This is a genomic window from Methanoregula sp., from assembly GCF_050010295.1.
Taxonomy (GTDB): Archaea; Halobacteriota; Methanomicrobia; order Methanomicrobiales; family Methanospirillaceae; genus Methanoregula.
In genome coordinates this window covers 104,474-118,616 of record NZ_JBEKLH010000004.1, presented here as the reverse complement: position 1 = coordinate 118,616, position 14,143 = coordinate 104,474, and the positions used below count along the sequence as shown (strand labels likewise).

The window sequence follows — 14,143 nt, the reverse complement described above, 5'->3', positions numbered from 1 at the left end:
CATGCAGAAACCCGTGAAACACATATTCGTATGCACGAGCTCACGCCCAAACGGGACGCAGAAAGGGGGCTGTCACAATAAGACCGGTGTCGACGTTATGCAGAAGTTCATAGAAGAGATCGAAGAACGCGGCACCGGCGGCGAGGTCTTCCTCACCAACACCTGCTGCTTCGGCATCTGCGAGAAAGGGCCGGTCGTGGCCGTGTACCCGGACAATGTCTGGTACGGCTCCGTCACCCGGGATGATGTTGCCGAGATCCTCGATTCGCATATCGGAGGCGGAAAGCCGGTCGAGCGGCTGCTGCTGTAACAAAAAGGTGATGAAACCGTGTGCATCCAGGAAATAGCTGCCATCATTGGCGCGGACGGCGCATCCATCCCCATGAACGAACCGGGGAATATGGTCGTGTACCGCCGGGTCCTCGGCTCGTGGGTGAAGGACCGGAAGATGGCGTTTGCCCTCTCACCGGAACAGGGCCTCCACGACCTGCGCGGGAAAATGGATGAGGTCAAGAGATTCCTCCGCGACTGCCGGATCGTCGTCGCTCGGACAGCAAGCGGCGCCCTCTTCTTCGAACTTGAGAAGGCCCGGTGCTCGGTCTGGGAGATCAAGGGGACACCGGCTGAATTCCTCGACAGCGTCTGGCACGATGAGAAGGCAGAGCAGGCCGCCGCGTGCCTGCCGGCCGATGCCTCCATCCCGGCACCTACCGAGACCTCGCCTGGCCACTTCACGATTTCGATTAAGGATATCCAGGGCAAACGCCCGGAGGTCTCGAGCAAGCAGATCCTGCAGGAGTTTGTCCGGAAAGGGGCTTTTCTGCAGCTGGAGGTCTTCTGCGACCACCTTCCCCCGTGGATCGAAGCGGATGCGGAGCGGTGCGGCTATGCTGTAGCGACAGAGCAGCTCGCGAAGAACGAAGTAAAAGTCCGGCTTACGAAGAGTGCGAGAGGAGGGTGCTGAAGAACTGGGTGAGGAGACAAAAAATCCAGCTGCCCGGATGTCGTACCCCCGGAGTCAATGCACGCCTCTCATCTCTATTGACTGTACCATTGCAGGACCTGAAGAGTCATGTCACAATCAGAATAAAAAAATTTCAGCCGGGGATCGATCCCCTGCCCTTTTGATCACTTCACATTCCTAGGGTTTGGTCACTCCGGATTATGCCAGTGCCGCCACCGTATCACCCCTCACGGTTACGACCTGAAACCCGTATTCATAACCTATCGGTCGCCCATTAGCGTCCCACCTCCGGCCACCTGTGATCCGCGGGGATCGGACAGAATTTGTCCCCCGTTTTGGCGAATTTGTCCTCCAGACACCCCCGGTCAAACGAAACCCTGCAAGGCCTTGTTTTCGGCCATCCCTTGAACAGGGGTCTTCTCCATCGGAGAAGACGGGGAAGGTATCCCCGCCGGGGGAGTTGCTCTTCCGCCGCTCATTCCCTCGCTCCGGGATCATCCTTTCCTGTACAAGAGAGCGGCAGCCCATCCCGGCCGATCTCCACTAGGCCGGCCTCCTCCACGCGGAAGTAACGCAGTGAGCCTTTCTTCGAGTACGCCCAGAACTCCCGGACAACCGGGCCGATTCCCGGGAATCTGGAGATCTGCCGGATCAGTCCCCGGAACTCCGCTTCGAGTTCGGCCGGGGTGCGCCGGAACGGATTCGCCCTCCGGATCGCGACGAAGATCACCTTCCCGTCACCGGAGATCACGAAGTCCGCGGGGTACTCCCCGTCACGGACGAACTGCATGACCTGTCCCCGTGCCCGGGCTATGGGAAGCACGTCCCTGAGACCCCCCGGCCGGCGGCCGTCCCCGGGTCATGCGGAACCACCCTCCCTGCTGCCGCACGCTACGAAAACGCCGGGACGCGGGACACCCTTTCGCCGTTCACGTTTGATCGATCGTGAGCGGATACCGATATGGTAATAGTGCCGGCCGGTATTCCGGACAATGATCGGCTCATGGCCGTAATCCCGACCCCCCGGACCATCGTCCCGGCAGCGATTCGCCCTGCTTCGTGCAAGGAAGAGCCTGGTTAAGTGATCCGTACTATCAGTGGTGAACAGAGAACGCTGCATTGTGATGAGAAGGAGAGCGATATTTTTTGTTAAATATTAGTCTGATATATATTGTTCTGTGATGTATCCTTGCGGTTATATGATATATTTTCAAAATGTCAGCATTCAGGTTCGCTCGCGCTGGCCCGCCGCTGCCCGACCAAAAAAAAAATTATTTCCCGCTCGTCACCGTCTTTGACCCGCGGAGGATCCCGATCGTTCCGGTCCGGACAAACTCCTTGATCCCGTACTGGCGCAGCAGTTTCTCCAGTGCGTCGATCTTGTCCTTGTCCCCTATCACCTGGAGGATCAGGGTCTTTGCCCCGACATCGACAATGGATGCCCGGAAGATGGAAGCGATCTGCATGATCTCTGCACGGGAGGTCCCCAGTTCAGCCGTCACCTTAATCAGGGCAAGCTCCCGCTCCACCCGCTCGCTGTCCGTCAGGTCGGAGACCTTGATCACGTCGATGAGCTTGTTGAGCTGCTTCATCACCTGCTCGATCTTTTCGTCGTCACCGATGACCACGATGGTGATCCGGCTCATGTCCGGTTCCTCGCACGGCCCGACCGCAAGGCTCTCGATATTGAACCCGCGCCGGGAGAAGAGCCCGGTGACCCGGGAGAGCACACCGGCCCGGTTCTCGACAAGGATGGATAAGGTATGCGGTTTCATGATCGGGGGTGCCCTCCTATCATCTCGTTGATCGCAGCACCAGCCGGGACCATCGGGAAGACATTCTCTTCGCGCTCGATCCTGAAGTCCATTACGAACGGCCCGTCACAGTCAAGGGAGGCCTGCAGTGCCGGGAGTACCTCGTCCGGAGATTCGACCCTTGTCCCTTCGATGCCGTAGGCATTGGCGATCTTCACGAAGTCGACCGGCGGGAGCTCGGTGAACGAATACCGGTGGTCATAGAAGAGTTCCTGCCACTGCCGGACCATGCCAAGATACATGTTGTTCAGGATGAGGACCTTCACCGGGATCCTGTTGGATGCAATGGTACCAAACTCCTGGATATTCATCTGGATACTGCCATCGCCGGCAATATCAAAGACCGGTACATCCGGGCGGGCAAAATGCGCCCCCATCGCGGCAGGGAGCCCGTAGCCCATGGTGCCAAGACCTCCCGAGGTTATCCAGGTGCGCGGGTTGTGGAAACAGAAGTGCTGTGCAGTCCACATCTGGTTCTGCCCGACTTCAGATACGATCACGGCCTTGTCCCGGACAAGGTCGCTCAGTGTCCTGATAATATACTGCGGGTGCAGTGCCCCGTTCTCCGGGCATTTGAGCGGGTGGTGCTGTTTCCAGTGCTTAATCTTTTTCAACCAGATCTCGTGGGCGTCACGCTTCTTCATAAGCGACAGCAGGTCTTTTAATACCGCTTTGACATCCCCGACAATAGGTACATCGATGCGCTTGTTCTTGCCGATCTCGGCCGGGTCGATATCGATATGGATGATCTTCGCATGGGGAGCGAAGGTCTCGATCTTCCCGGTCACCCGGTCGTCGAACCGTGCCCCGATCGCAATCATGAGATCGCATTCCGTCACCGCGAAATTTGCATATTCTGTACCGTGCATCCCCAGCATGCCGAGATTGAGCGGGTGATGGCAAGGAATGCACCCGATCCCCATCAGTGTTGTCGTGACCGGAATGGATGCAAGCGTAGCAAATTCCATCAGTTCGGGCGAGGCATTGGACGAGATGATGCCCCCGCCGGCATAGATGAGCGGGCGTTCTGCATGCCCGAGCAGGTCAAGCGCTTTTTCTATCTGGCGCTTGTGGCCCTTGTAGGTGGGATTGTAGCCGCGGAGCGTGACTTTCTCCGGCAGCTTCACGTCCCCGGACAGACCGGTACTCACGTCCTTGGGGATATCGATCAGGACCGGTCCCTGCCTGCCGGTTCCTGCGATATAGAACGCTTCCTGGACAACCCGGCTGAGCTCACCGGCATTCTTCACGAGGTAGTTGTGCTTCGTGACCGGCATCGTGATGCCCGTGATGTCCGATTCCTGGAAGGCGTCATTGCCCAAGAGGTTGGTCGGGACCTGCCCGGTCAGCGCTACGACAGGGATCGAGTCCATGTATGCCGTGGCGATGCCGGTAACAAGGTTACATGCACCGGGCCCGGAGGTGGCGAGGCATACGCCTACACGACCGCTAGCCCTCGCATAGCCATCTGCGGCATGCGCTGCAGCCTGTTCGTGCCGTACAAGGATGTGCCGCAATGACGAGTCGTAGAGTTCATCATAGATCGGCAGCACCACTCCGCCCGGATAACCGAAGATGATCTCGGTCCCTTCGCGCTGGAGTGATTCGACGAGGATTTTTGCCCCGGTTTTCATGTCCTGTCCCTCAATAGTCTGTTCATGCCGGCGATCATCGCCTCGACACTTGCCATGATTATGTCGGTGCGGGCGCCGCGTGAAGTAATTATCTTCCCGTCTTTACTTAATCTTACTGTCACTTCGACAAGGGCGTCGGTGCCACCCTGGATTGCGTCAACGTGGTACTCCTCGAGCCGGATGTCGGCAACGTCGCCAACGCACTTGCGCAGGACTTCCATTGCCGCATCCACGGGCCCGTCACCCGTTGCAGCCCCGGTCATCTCCACACCGTTCACGACCAACGTGACGGAAGCAGTCGGGATCATGTGGCTGCCTGAAGTAGCAGTGAACTGGCGCATCTTGATGACCGGCTTGCACTCGATCGCGAGCACGGCATCCGCAACCGCCATCAGGTCCGCATCGGTAACCCGTTTTCCGTCATCTCCAAGCTGCTTGATCCTTTTGACAATCTCTTTTATCTGGTTCTCGTCCGCCTTGTAGTTCATTTCGTTAAGGGCAGCCTCGACCGATGCGGAACCGGAATGTTTTCCGAGTACGATCCGTCGCTTGCGGCCCACCATTTCGGGCTTTACCGATTCATAGGTGGACGGTTCGCGGATCACGCCGTGGGCATGGATGCCGCTCTCATGGGTGAAGGCCATCTCGCCCACGATTGCCTTGTTTACCGCGAGCGGGACACCTGTATGCCGGGAGACGAGACTTGAGAGCGGGTAGATCAGCTCCTTCTGGATCCGAGTAGGGTAACCATAGAGCACTTCAAGCGCCATCACAACTTCCTCGAACGGTGTATTGCCTGCCCGCTCGCCAAGGCCGTTGACGGTCACATGGGCGCAGGAGGCGCCGGCTTTCAGGGCTGCCATCGTGTTAGTCACGGCAAAGCCGAGGTCGTCGTGACAGTGGATCGAGAGCGGGGCAATCCTTGCCAGCAGAGGGATAATTTCCGCCACCTTCTCCGGGGTCAGCAGCCCGACCGTATCGCAGAAGCAGAGCCGGTCGGCCCCGCGCTCCACGCCCGACGAAAAGATTGAGTAGAGGAACTGCTGGTCTGCCCTGGACGCGTCCTCACCGGAGAGTTCAACAATGAGCCCGCGATCTTTTGCATACTCCACGGCATCCATCGCCATTGCAACGACCTCATCGCGGGTCTTGCGCATCTTTTTGGCGATGTGCAGGTCGCTGACCGGGACGACGAGGTGGATCGAGTCCGCACCGCAGTCCGCAGCATAATCGATGTCCCCGTGCAGAGCCCGGACAAACGTGCAGATCTCCGATTTAAGCCCGGCATCGGCGATCCGCCGGATTGCTTCACGCTCCCCGTCGGATGCAGCTGCAGAACCGGCCTCGATGACATCGACACCAATGTTGGAGAGCCTCGTTGCGATCTCAAATTTCTGGTCCGGGTTCAACGAGACACCAGGAGTCTGTTCCCCGTCCCGTAACGTGGTATCTAAAAAGCGCAGGTTTTCAACAAATAAAACACTCACTCATGGCAGATCACCATGAATATTCGTTTGAATGGAGAATATAAAAAGATTCGGGCAGTTTTGCGGGCCGATGAAAAAGAAAATGGTGAGGGAAGATTGAAGAGATTCTCAATGGGGGTTGATACCCCCATACTCCAGGTCGAGACAGACGCCGCCGCGGTCAAAGAACTCTAGTTCTTCTCGTCCTCAAGGGTCTGATAGACCACTCGGAACCCGAAGTTTGAGACCTTCCCGGATTCGTGGTCGGAGAGGTTCATCAAAACCTCGACGATAAGAAGGAAGGTGTAAGCCGGCCTTCGACGTTCTGATGAACCACTCATCAGTCCAGGATTTCTGACGAAAATCTTCTCTACAGCCTTCGGCTGCCCCCCGGCAGCGTCTCATCTTGAACACCGGTTATTCCTTGGCCTTTTTTACTTAAGCCCACCCAATACTGTGTCATCCAATGTCGCAGGATCCAAAGCCGGCGGGAGTGCAGTCTCATCCTGATCGCACCCTGATGTACTACCTCTCCCTGATCGGGTTCTTCGCTATATTCTCGACGACTATTTCCAAGAACCCGGTGCTCCCCCTCTTCGTGCAGGCTCTCGGCGCCGGTGACACCCTTCTGGGCCTCATCGCTGCAGTGTCGCCCCTTGCCGGCATCCTGTTCTCGTTTCCGATTGGTGCGATCTCGGACTCTATTGGGAGAAGACGCCTGCTTCGGGCATCGGGCGCCGTTTTCCTCCTCGCCCCGCTGCTCTACCTCTTCATAACCGATCCGCTCTGGCTGATACCGGTCCGGTTTTTTCATGGGACGGCGACCGCCATTCTCGGGCCTGTCGTCTCTGCTATCATCGCCGAGCGGTTCCCTGCGACAAAAGGCGAGATGCTTGGCAGTTACTCTTCGGCAACCCTGATCGGGCGCACCCTTGCCCCCCTTGCCGGCGGGATCATCATCTCGTTCTTTACGCTCACCCCGGGCCTGATCCCGTATCGGATGGTCTACGTCGCGGCCGCACTTTCCGCAGTCCCCGTTTTTTTCCTGATCTTTCAGTATCGCGAAGAAAAACCCGGGTCGCTGAACCTCCCCGGTTTTCCCGTATTCAGGGAGAGTTTTGTCACCTTCGTCACAAACCGCCGGCTGATAGCAACAGCGATGGCAGATATGGCGACCTATTTTGTGTTTGGTGCTTTAGAGACTTTCCTGCCGGTTTACCTGTTCGGGCTCCGTTTCCAGGCGTACGAAATCGGGATTATCTTTGCCATCCAGGTGCTCATCATTGCCGTGACAAAACCATTCTTCGGCAGGATCTCCGACCGGGTCGACAAGCGCTTCCAGATCATTACCGGACTGCTCGTTACCGGGGGGTCTGTTGCCGTAGTCCCGTTTGCAGCGACTTTTACCGGGTTCCTTGCGGCGAGTGCGATCTTCGGACTTGGCATGTCGCTTTCCACTGTGGCGACCAGCGCGTATGTTGCAGATGTGGCAAAAAAAGAGCAGATCGGCGCGTCGATGGGAGCGCTCTCTTCCATAATGGATATCGGGCAATCGGCCGGACCGGTTGTCACCGGCATCATCGTCGCCGTTGCCGGCTATCCGTCAGGGTTCTTTACGGGATTCATTCTCGCTCTTGCAGTTACCGGGATCTTTGTACTGTCCGTGCGAAGCCATGAGATTGCGATCATAGGGTAAGCCCTCAGGGAGAGCTCGTTGTCGTTACCGTGATTCAGGCTCTCTTGTCGAATACAGCAGATATCTTGCCAGGATCACTATAAGAACCGGCAACGGGACGACACCGTGTACGCATCTTCATTTCTGAAGCGGCACGATGCTCACGGGAATCCTCACGAAATAGTATCGATTCCCGGGGTGGGCACATTCCGACCGGAGAGTCTATATTTTACCGGTTCATACTATCCGGAAACCATCCGGGAGCCCGTATGTTGTTTTTTAAAAAGACAGACTCTTCCCCCAACCCTGCGTCCTGCGAGGAGATTGCTTGGCAGTGCCGGGAGCTGAAGGTGGCAGCGACCCGCGGCGAGCTCGGCGAGCAGATAGCACGACTCGTCCTGCAGCACCCGCCGGTCGAGATCCAGCGGATGAAGCGGAACTTTGCCACAAAGATCAAGTACCTCGCACCGGACTACCGCGACCTGCTGACAGGGAAGATCACCGAACACCTGCTCGGGACCTTCCAGCGGATACGGCTCATGCACCAGCAGGGGAGTTTCAGGGCCATGCAGGAACCGGTCGATGACAACCAGGGGAAGTACTGGGAGATGGTGGCGGAACAGTGCCGGGACGATGACGGGGGAGATGCCCCGGCAATCCGGTTCCTGAAGTACCTCCTTGCCGGCTTCTGCATGCTGGTACTGGACGAGCCCGGCCACCCGCCCGGCACGCCGTTTCCGGGCGGCGACATGGTCGAGTTCACGGACGGCGTCTACTACTGCCCGGTCCGGGAGAAAGCAAACGATGTAGACACAGCCCTCTGCCTGTTCTGCCCTGCCTGCCAGACTCCGGAGATCGGCTATCTCCGGCCTCTGACGAACCCAAGTGAGCACCGGAAACAGGAGTTTATCGAACACTGCCACCGGTTCCACAACTTCAACGGGTAGTCCGTGGTATAATTCTCAATACTCCTATAAAGACACATTTCCTGCCATTATCAGGAAAAAACGTGAAAATGGCGGAGAATTTATTTTATACCGTGTCCATGAATAGTATTGAAACGTAAGGGGTAAACCCTGTTTCGGGTCTTTTCACCGGGGTAAAATGATGAACACTACGCAGCTACTTGCTGATAACCCTTCCCTTTATATCAACCGTGAACTGAGCTGGATACGGTTCAACCGGCACGTGCTCGACGAGGCCCGGGATGAAAGCCACCCTTTACTGGAACGCGTGAAGTTTCTCGCTATATTCGCAAACAATCTCGATGAATATTTCATGATCCGGGTATCCGGTCTCCAGCGCCAGCTGGCAAAAGGTGTCCTGAAATCCCCCCCGGACGGAATGACTCCTTCACAACAACTGGATGCCATCCGGCAGATGCTCATTCCCGAACTTGAGGCCCAGTATGCTACCTGGCATACCGAGATCCTGCCCCGGCTCGATGCTACCGGCATCCATATCCACATGTATGCCGATCTTTCGGACGTGCAGAAAGCGTTCATGCACACCTTCTTTGTCAATGAGGTCTTCCCTGTCCTGACTCCTCTTGCCTTCGACAGCTCCCACCCGTTTCCCTTCATCTCCAACCTCTCCCTCAACCTCGCAATCGTCATCCGCGATACGGCAAAAAAAGAGTATTTCGCCCGGGTCAAGGTCCCTACCAACCTGTTCTCCCGGCTGGTCCGGATTCCTGATGCTGATACCGGCATACGTACCAAGAATACCGACGTCCACCTGATCTACATAGAGGAGATTATTGCGGCCCATCTCGACATGCTCTTTCCCGGCCTTGATGTTGTCGCCGCCTTCCCGTTCAGGATCACCCGGGACGCGGATCTCGAGATCGAGGTGGACGAGGCCTCTGATCTCCTGACCACGGTTGAGGAGATCATGGAACAGCGCGCGAAGGGTAAACCTGTCCGTATAGAAATGGAATGTTCCATGCACGAGAATATATGCCATATGCTCGAGAAGAAACTGGGTGTTCTGCCCGATATGATCTACCGGGTCGACCACCCTGTTGGTATGGCAGACCTGATGGAGCTCATGGCCCTAGATCGCGCCGACCTGAAAGACATCCCCTTCCCCCCTTCAGTACCCGAGGAGATTGGCGAGGGGAAAGATATCTTCGCGGCAATCCGCCAGCACGACGTCCTTCTCTATCATCCCTATGACAGTTTCACACCTGTGGTAAACCTCCTCAGGCAGGCAGCCCATGACCCGGACGTTCTTGCCATCAAGATCACCCTTTACCGTGTAGGTTCCAACTCACCGATTGTCAATGCCCTCATGGAAGCACGTGAGAACGGGAAGGCAGTCGCTGCGCTAATCGAACTCAAGGCACGGTTTGACGAGGAGAACAATATCGGTTGGGCCCGTGCGCTTGAACATGAAGGGGTACATGTCGTCTACGGTGTTGTCGGTCTCAAGGTTCATGCCAAGCTCTGCATGATTGTCCGGAGAGAAAAAGACGGGATCCGCAGGTACGTGCACCTCGGCACCGGCAATTACAATGCCACGACCTCCCGCATCTATACGGATTTCGGGTTTCTGACTGCGGACCGGGCCATTGGCGAAGATGTCGCAAATCTCTTCAATTTCCTCACCGGCTATGCGCGGATTGAGAAATACCAGAAATTTCTTGTGGCACCCATAAGTTTGCGGAACGGAGTCATCGATCGCGTTGACCGGGAGGTTGAACGACACCGCGAACATGGGGACGGTCATCTCATCTTCAAGATGAATGCACTTGTCGACCCGCTCTGCATTGTTGCATTGTACAGGGCATCCCAGGCTGGCGTGAAGGTGGAGTTGCAGGTGCGTGGGATCTGCTGTCTCCGCCCGGATATCCCTGGATTCAGCGAGAATATCACGGTCAGTGCGATTGTCGGCAGGTTCCTTGAACATGCACGGATCTATTATTTCCATAATGGAGGAAATGAAGAGATATTCCTTGGAAGTGCCGATCTGATGCCGCGTAACCTTGACCGCCGCGTCGAAGTCCTCTTCCCGGTGGAGAACCCGGTAATCCGGGATGCCATCGTGACGATGATCCTGCCGGCACAATTCCATGATACCGTCAAGCTCCGGTATCTGCAGGCTGACGGAACATATAACCGCGCCTTTCCCGCACCGGGTACAGTTCCGCTGAATGTCCAGTCATGGCTGGTGGATCACCGGGGATCATGGTATGACAGGCATACCTGAACTGGTCCTCCCCAAGACCGGGCTCTGCTGGTTCGGTATACGGAGTCTCCCCCCGCTCCTCGAAGCCTTTGAAAAGGAGATCGAAGGTGTAAAAGCCTCCGAGGATATTGAGTATATCCACCGCATGCGAGTCGCTTCCCGCCGCCTCCGGGCCGCCCTGCCCCTCTTCCGGCGCTGTTTTCCGCAGAAGCAGTATGCCCGCTGGATGCACGAGATCGCTGGTATTACCCAGGCGCTCGGCATGGCCCGGGACATGGATGTGCAGATCGCATTTCTGCTCAGGTTCCGGAAGAAGCGTTCTGCTTCTGTAGGTGTCCGGAACCATGCGGGACCCGGAACCGCGAACCCGATGGAACCGGCAATCGCATACCTCCTGAAAGAGCTCAGGAGGAAGCGGCGAGAGCTCCAGGTCCGCGTCCTCTCAGCCATTGAGGCGCTGCAGAAGAGCGGGGTCATCGGCGAAATGCGTGCCACATGGATTTCGCAGATCGCTGCCGGCCGGCGGACACTCGTGCAGTCCCTTGCCTATGGAGTACCGACCGTTGCTGCCTACCGTATCGTGTCGCGCCTTGAAGCCATGCGATCCTATGAGCCCTGGGTAACGCATCCCGACGCAGTAGCAGAACACCACGCGATGCGGATAGCGGCAAAAAAACTCCGGTATACGATGGAGGTGTATGGGCCCGTATTCCGCCTCGGCCTGAAAAAACCCCACGCGCGGGTGAAGAGGGTGCAGGAGATCCTCGGGGATCTCCATGACTGCGATGTCTGGATCGATCATGTCACCCGGCTGCTCTTACGGGAGCGGAGCCGCATGAGGTCAGAGAAAAAAGAGAAGCGCCCGGACACCGCAACGCTTGCAAGCCTGCGTATTTTCCTGCACAACCGCGAACGGGAACGGATCCTGGTGCACCGCTATTTTGTACGCTACTGGCAGACCCTCACCAGAGTAAAGATATGGAACGATCTCCGGCAGACTCTCACGAACGGGCGGAGGAAGCGGTTCATCCCTGCACGGGAATTCCGGGAACCGGAGGTCCGTATGGCGTGTGAATCTTTCGCGGCGGCCTATCCTGACTGGCTCGCACACCACCGGACCGTGACCCGGCTCGCGCTCATGCTCTTTGACAGCCTGCAGTCCCTGCACCGGATGTCCCGGCACGACCGTGCCCTCCTCGAAAATGCCGCCCTGCTCCATGACATTGGCTGTGTGGGTGGCCAGAAGCGGCATAATGCCCGTACCGCCTGCATGATCTTTGCTGAAGAATCACTGCCGCTCGATATATCCGACCGCATCTTGGTTGGCCTTGTCGCCGGCGCCCACCGCGGTCAGGTCCACACCGGATCCCACCCCCTCTTTGCCCTGCTCGGCCCCGAACACCAGAAGAGGGTACTTCAGCTCGCAGCAATCCTCCGTGTTGCGGACGGTCTTGACTTCCTCCATACGGGGTCAGTCCAAGAGATACACTGCATCATCGGCACCGGGGAGATCACGTGCGATGTCATATCTGCCGTTGATGTCATGCCAGAAAAAGAGCGGGCGCGCTCGAAGTCTGGACTCTTTGTCAGCATGTTTGAACGGGAACTGGTGATCCGGTGAAGGATGAGGGCATCGGCCCTGACGGGAGGGTCGTCACGTTCATCGACATGGGGACCAACTCGATCCGGGTGCTAGTCGTCCGCCTCAATCCGAACCATTCCTATACGATCCTGACACGGCAGAAACAGCAGGTGCGGCTGGGTGAAGGGGAGTTTGAGGACGATGAGATCCTGCCGGAGGCGATGGAACGCGCCGTTATGGTGGCAAAAAAATTTTCGGATCTGGCACGGACCTTCCATTCCGACGAATTCGTTGCCGTTGCCACCTCCGCCACCCGCGAGGCATCGAACCAGAACGAGCTGTTGCACAGGATACGTCAGGAGGCGCAGCTCGACGTCCGCGTCATCTCCGGCCGTGAGGAAGCGCGGCTGATCTATCTCGGGGTTGCGAGCGGTATCCACCTCGGGGACCGGAGGGCCTTGTTCATCGATATCGGCGGGGGCAGTACCGAGATCGCGATCGGGGGGTCGAAGGACTACCAGTACCTCGACAGTTTCAGGCTTGGGGCGATCCGGCTCACGAACCACTGTTTCCCTTCAGGAGAGGCCGGCCCGGTAACTCCGGAGGAGTACCAGAAACTCCGGCAACATATCCAGAATGCCATCATCCATTCGGTGCGCGAGATACGGAAGTATGGACCGGACTGCGTTGTTGGCAGTTCCGGTACCATCATGAACCTTGCCGAGATTGCGGCCAAAGCCCTGCACCCGTCAGAAGGGAGTCCTGACCAGATCCTGACCTACCGGGATCTCAAAAAAGTCATCGATCTCCTCTGCTCACTTCCTCTTGAACAGCGCAAGAAGGTGCCGGGTATCAACCCGGAGCGGGCCGATATCATCATCGCAGGAGCTGCCATCCTCGAGACCCTGATGAAGGAGCTATCCCTTGATTCGGTCATCACGACCAACCGCGGACTGCAGGATGGTCTCCTCGCCGATTATCTTTCGCGGCTGGATGACTTCCCTCTGCTGGGAGAGCTCACCCCGCGGCAACGGAGCGTGCTCCAGCTGGGGAGGTCGTGCGGGATCAATGAAGTGCACGCCCGTACCGTCACAAGCCTCGTGCTCTCTCTTTTCGATTCGGCCAAGGATCTCCGGCTCCACACCTTCGGAGATACGGAACGCGAACTGCTGGAATATGCGACCTTCCTCCATGACATCGGGTCGTTCATCTCGTACACCAACCACCACGCGCATTCCTATTATATTATAAAAAATTCCGAGCTTCTCGGTTTTAACCAGAAGGAAGTGACGTTCATCGCAAACCTTGCCCGTTTCCACCGGAAAAAAATACCCCGAAAAAAAGATCCCGGCATTTCTGAGCTCGACTCACGGGAACGGGACGCCCTCCTGATCCTTGCCACGTTCATCCGGCTCGGGGAAAGCCTTGACCGGAGCCATGCCGCGCTGATCCAGCACGTGCGGTTTTCCCGTGCGGACAGGGAGTCAGTATGGCTCGAAGTCCTCGGGAGGGGAGACTGTCAGCTAGAGATCTGGGGGATAGAGGCCGAGAAGAGAGGGTTTGAAAAGACATTCGGCAGGAAACTCATCATCCAAGTCCTGAGTGCTGATGACTCCTGTTAAGGGACAGGACACAGTACCACCGTTTTTTATAATATATGCACCGATATCTGTTACATCCTGCCTTGCCGGGAACCGGATGGCTGCATAAGCAATTATATGATTTGTCCCGCAAGTTCAGGAGGTCGGTTTTTCTGATCACGTACAAACAGGCAGTGATATCAGAAGAACGGGTCTCCATCCGAAGAAAAAATGAGAAC

Annotated in this window: 14 protein-coding genes; 8 read left to right on the top strand and 6 right to left on the bottom strand. The window is 57.0% G+C overall.

The window, feature by feature from the left end:
* The first annotated feature begins 1 nt into the window (after nucleotide 1).
* Both ABSB80_RS06555 and ABSB80_RS06550 read left to right on the top strand, forming a co-directional pair.
* On the top strand, nucleotides 2–310 hold the full coding sequence (locus ABSB80_RS06555) for an NAD(P)H-dependent oxidoreductase subunit E (protein WP_428369370.1): 309 nt from the start codon (nucleotides 2–4) through the stop codon (nucleotides 308–310).
* 18 nt (nucleotides 311–328) lie between these two features.
* Nucleotides 329–964: a Fe-only nitrogenase accessory AnfO family protein gene (locus tag ABSB80_RS06550; protein ID WP_428369368.1), complete on the top strand. Its 636-nt coding sequence runs from the start codon at nucleotides 329–331 to the stop codon at nucleotides 962–964.
* 475 nt (nucleotides 965–1,439) lie between these two features.
* Here the strand turns inward: ABSB80_RS06550 and ABSB80_RS06545 are convergent, their stop codons facing one another.
* The 5 genes from ABSB80_RS06545 to ABSB80_RS06525 form a co-directional block, all read right to left on the bottom strand.
* Nucleotides 1,440–1,787 (bottom strand): hypothetical protein, encoded by a 348-nt coding sequence (locus ABSB80_RS06545; protein ID WP_428369366.1) that lies wholly within the window; start codon nucleotides 1,785–1,787, stop codon nucleotides 1,440–1,442.
* Nucleotides 1,788–1,823: 36 nt separating this feature from the next.
* Nucleotides 1,824–2,084, bottom strand: coding sequence for a hypothetical protein (locus ABSB80_RS06540; RefSeq protein ID WP_428369364.1), 261 nt, complete (start codon nucleotides 2,082–2,084; stop codon nucleotides 1,824–1,826).
* A gap of 151 nt (nucleotides 2,085–2,235) precedes the next feature.
* Entirely contained in the window at nucleotides 2,236–2,739 is a 504-nt protein-coding gene (ilvN, locus tag ABSB80_RS06535; protein WP_428369362.1) for an acetolactate synthase small subunit, read from the bottom strand.
* Nucleotides 2,736–4,412, bottom strand: coding sequence for a biosynthetic-type acetolactate synthase large subunit (gene ilvB / locus ABSB80_RS06530; protein WP_428369360.1), 1,677 nt, complete (start codon nucleotides 4,410–4,412; stop codon nucleotides 2,736–2,738). Before ilvB ends, ilvN begins: the two co-directional genes overlap by 4 nt.
* Entirely contained in the window at nucleotides 4,409–5,899 is a 1,491-nt protein-coding gene (locus ABSB80_RS06525; RefSeq protein ID WP_428369358.1) for a 2-isopropylmalate synthase, read from the bottom strand. The genes ilvB and ABSB80_RS06525 overlap by 4 nt, the downstream gene beginning before the upstream one ends.
* A gap of 15 nt (nucleotides 5,900–5,914) precedes the next feature.
* Between ABSB80_RS06525 and ABSB80_RS06520 the strand changes: the two genes are divergently transcribed.
* A complete protein-coding gene (locus ABSB80_RS06520) occupies nucleotides 5,915–6,073 on the top strand; it encodes a hypothetical protein (RefSeq protein ID WP_428369356.1) in 159 nt (52 codons plus the stop codon).
* Here the strand turns inward: ABSB80_RS06520 and ABSB80_RS06515 are convergent.
* On the bottom strand, nucleotides 6,070–6,219 hold the full coding sequence (locus tag ABSB80_RS06515) for a hypothetical protein (protein ID WP_428369354.1): 150 nt from the start codon (nucleotides 6,217–6,219) through the stop codon (nucleotides 6,070–6,072). The genes ABSB80_RS06520 and ABSB80_RS06515 overlap by 4 nt on opposite strands.
* A gap of 125 nt (nucleotides 6,220–6,344) precedes the next feature.
* Here ABSB80_RS06515 and ABSB80_RS06510 point away from each other — a divergent pair, with 125 nt between their 5' ends.
* From ABSB80_RS06510 to ABSB80_RS06490, 5 genes are all read left to right on the top strand, one after another.
* Complete coding sequence (locus ABSB80_RS06510; protein ID WP_428369352.1) at nucleotides 6,345–7,574, top strand: MFS transporter; 1,230 nt, start codon at nucleotides 6,345–6,347, stop codon at nucleotides 7,572–7,574.
* Nucleotides 7,575–7,822: 248 nt separating this feature from the next.
* Entirely contained in the window at nucleotides 7,823–8,500 is a 678-nt protein-coding gene (locus tag ABSB80_RS06505; RefSeq protein ID WP_428369350.1) for a DUF2115 domain-containing protein, read from the top strand.
* 160 nt (nucleotides 8,501–8,660) lie between these two features.
* Nucleotides 8,661–10,763, top strand: coding sequence for a polyphosphate kinase 1 (gene ppk1, locus ABSB80_RS06500; protein WP_428369348.1), 2,103 nt, complete (start codon nucleotides 8,661–8,663; stop codon nucleotides 10,761–10,763).
* Complete coding sequence (locus tag ABSB80_RS06495) at nucleotides 10,747–12,363, top strand: CHAD domain-containing protein (RefSeq protein WP_428369346.1); 1,617 nt, start codon at nucleotides 10,747–10,749, stop codon at nucleotides 12,361–12,363. Before ppk1 ends, ABSB80_RS06495 begins: the two co-directional genes overlap by 17 nt.
* Nucleotides 12,360–13,946 (top strand): Ppx/GppA phosphatase family protein, encoded by a 1,587-nt coding sequence (locus tag ABSB80_RS06490; RefSeq protein ID WP_428369344.1) that lies wholly within the window; start codon nucleotides 12,360–12,362, stop codon nucleotides 13,944–13,946. Before ABSB80_RS06495 ends, ABSB80_RS06490 begins: the two co-directional genes overlap by 4 nt.
* The last annotated feature ends 197 nt before the right edge of the window (nucleotides 13,947–14,143 follow it).

Coding starts and splice junctions, on each gene's coding strand:
- ABSB80_RS06555 (WP_428369370.1), top strand. CDS start 2: ATGCAGAAACCCGTGAAACACATATTCGTATGCACGAGCTCACGCCCA.
- ABSB80_RS06540 (WP_428369364.1), bottom strand. CDS start 2,084: ATGCAGCGTTCTCTGTTCACCACTGATAGTACGGATCACTTAACCAGG.
- ilvN (WP_428369362.1), bottom strand. CDS start 2,739: ATGAAACCGCATACCTTATCCATCCTTGTCGAGAACCGGGCCGGTGTG.
- ilvB (WP_428369360.1), bottom strand. CDS start 4,412: ATGAAAACCGGGGCAAAAATCCTCGTCGAATCACTCCAGCGCGAAGGG.
- ABSB80_RS06520 (WP_428369356.1), top strand. CDS start 5,915: ATGAATATTCGTTTGAATGGAGAATATAAAAAGATTCGGGCAGTTTTG.
- ABSB80_RS06515 (WP_428369354.1), bottom strand. CDS start 6,219: ATGAGTGGTTCATCAGAACGTCGAAGGCCGGCTTACACCTTCCTTCTT.
- ABSB80_RS06510 (WP_428369352.1), top strand. CDS start 6,345: ATGTCGCAGGATCCAAAGCCGGCGGGAGTGCAGTCTCATCCTGATCGC.
- ABSB80_RS06505 (WP_428369350.1), top strand. CDS start 7,823: ATGTTGTTTTTTAAAAAGACAGACTCTTCCCCCAACCCTGCGTCCTGC.
- ppk1 (WP_428369348.1), top strand. CDS start 8,661: ATGAACACTACGCAGCTACTTGCTGATAACCCTTCCCTTTATATCAAC.
- ABSB80_RS06495 (WP_428369346.1), top strand. CDS start 10,747: ATGACAGGCATACCTGAACTGGTCCTCCCCAAGACCGGGCTCTGCTGG.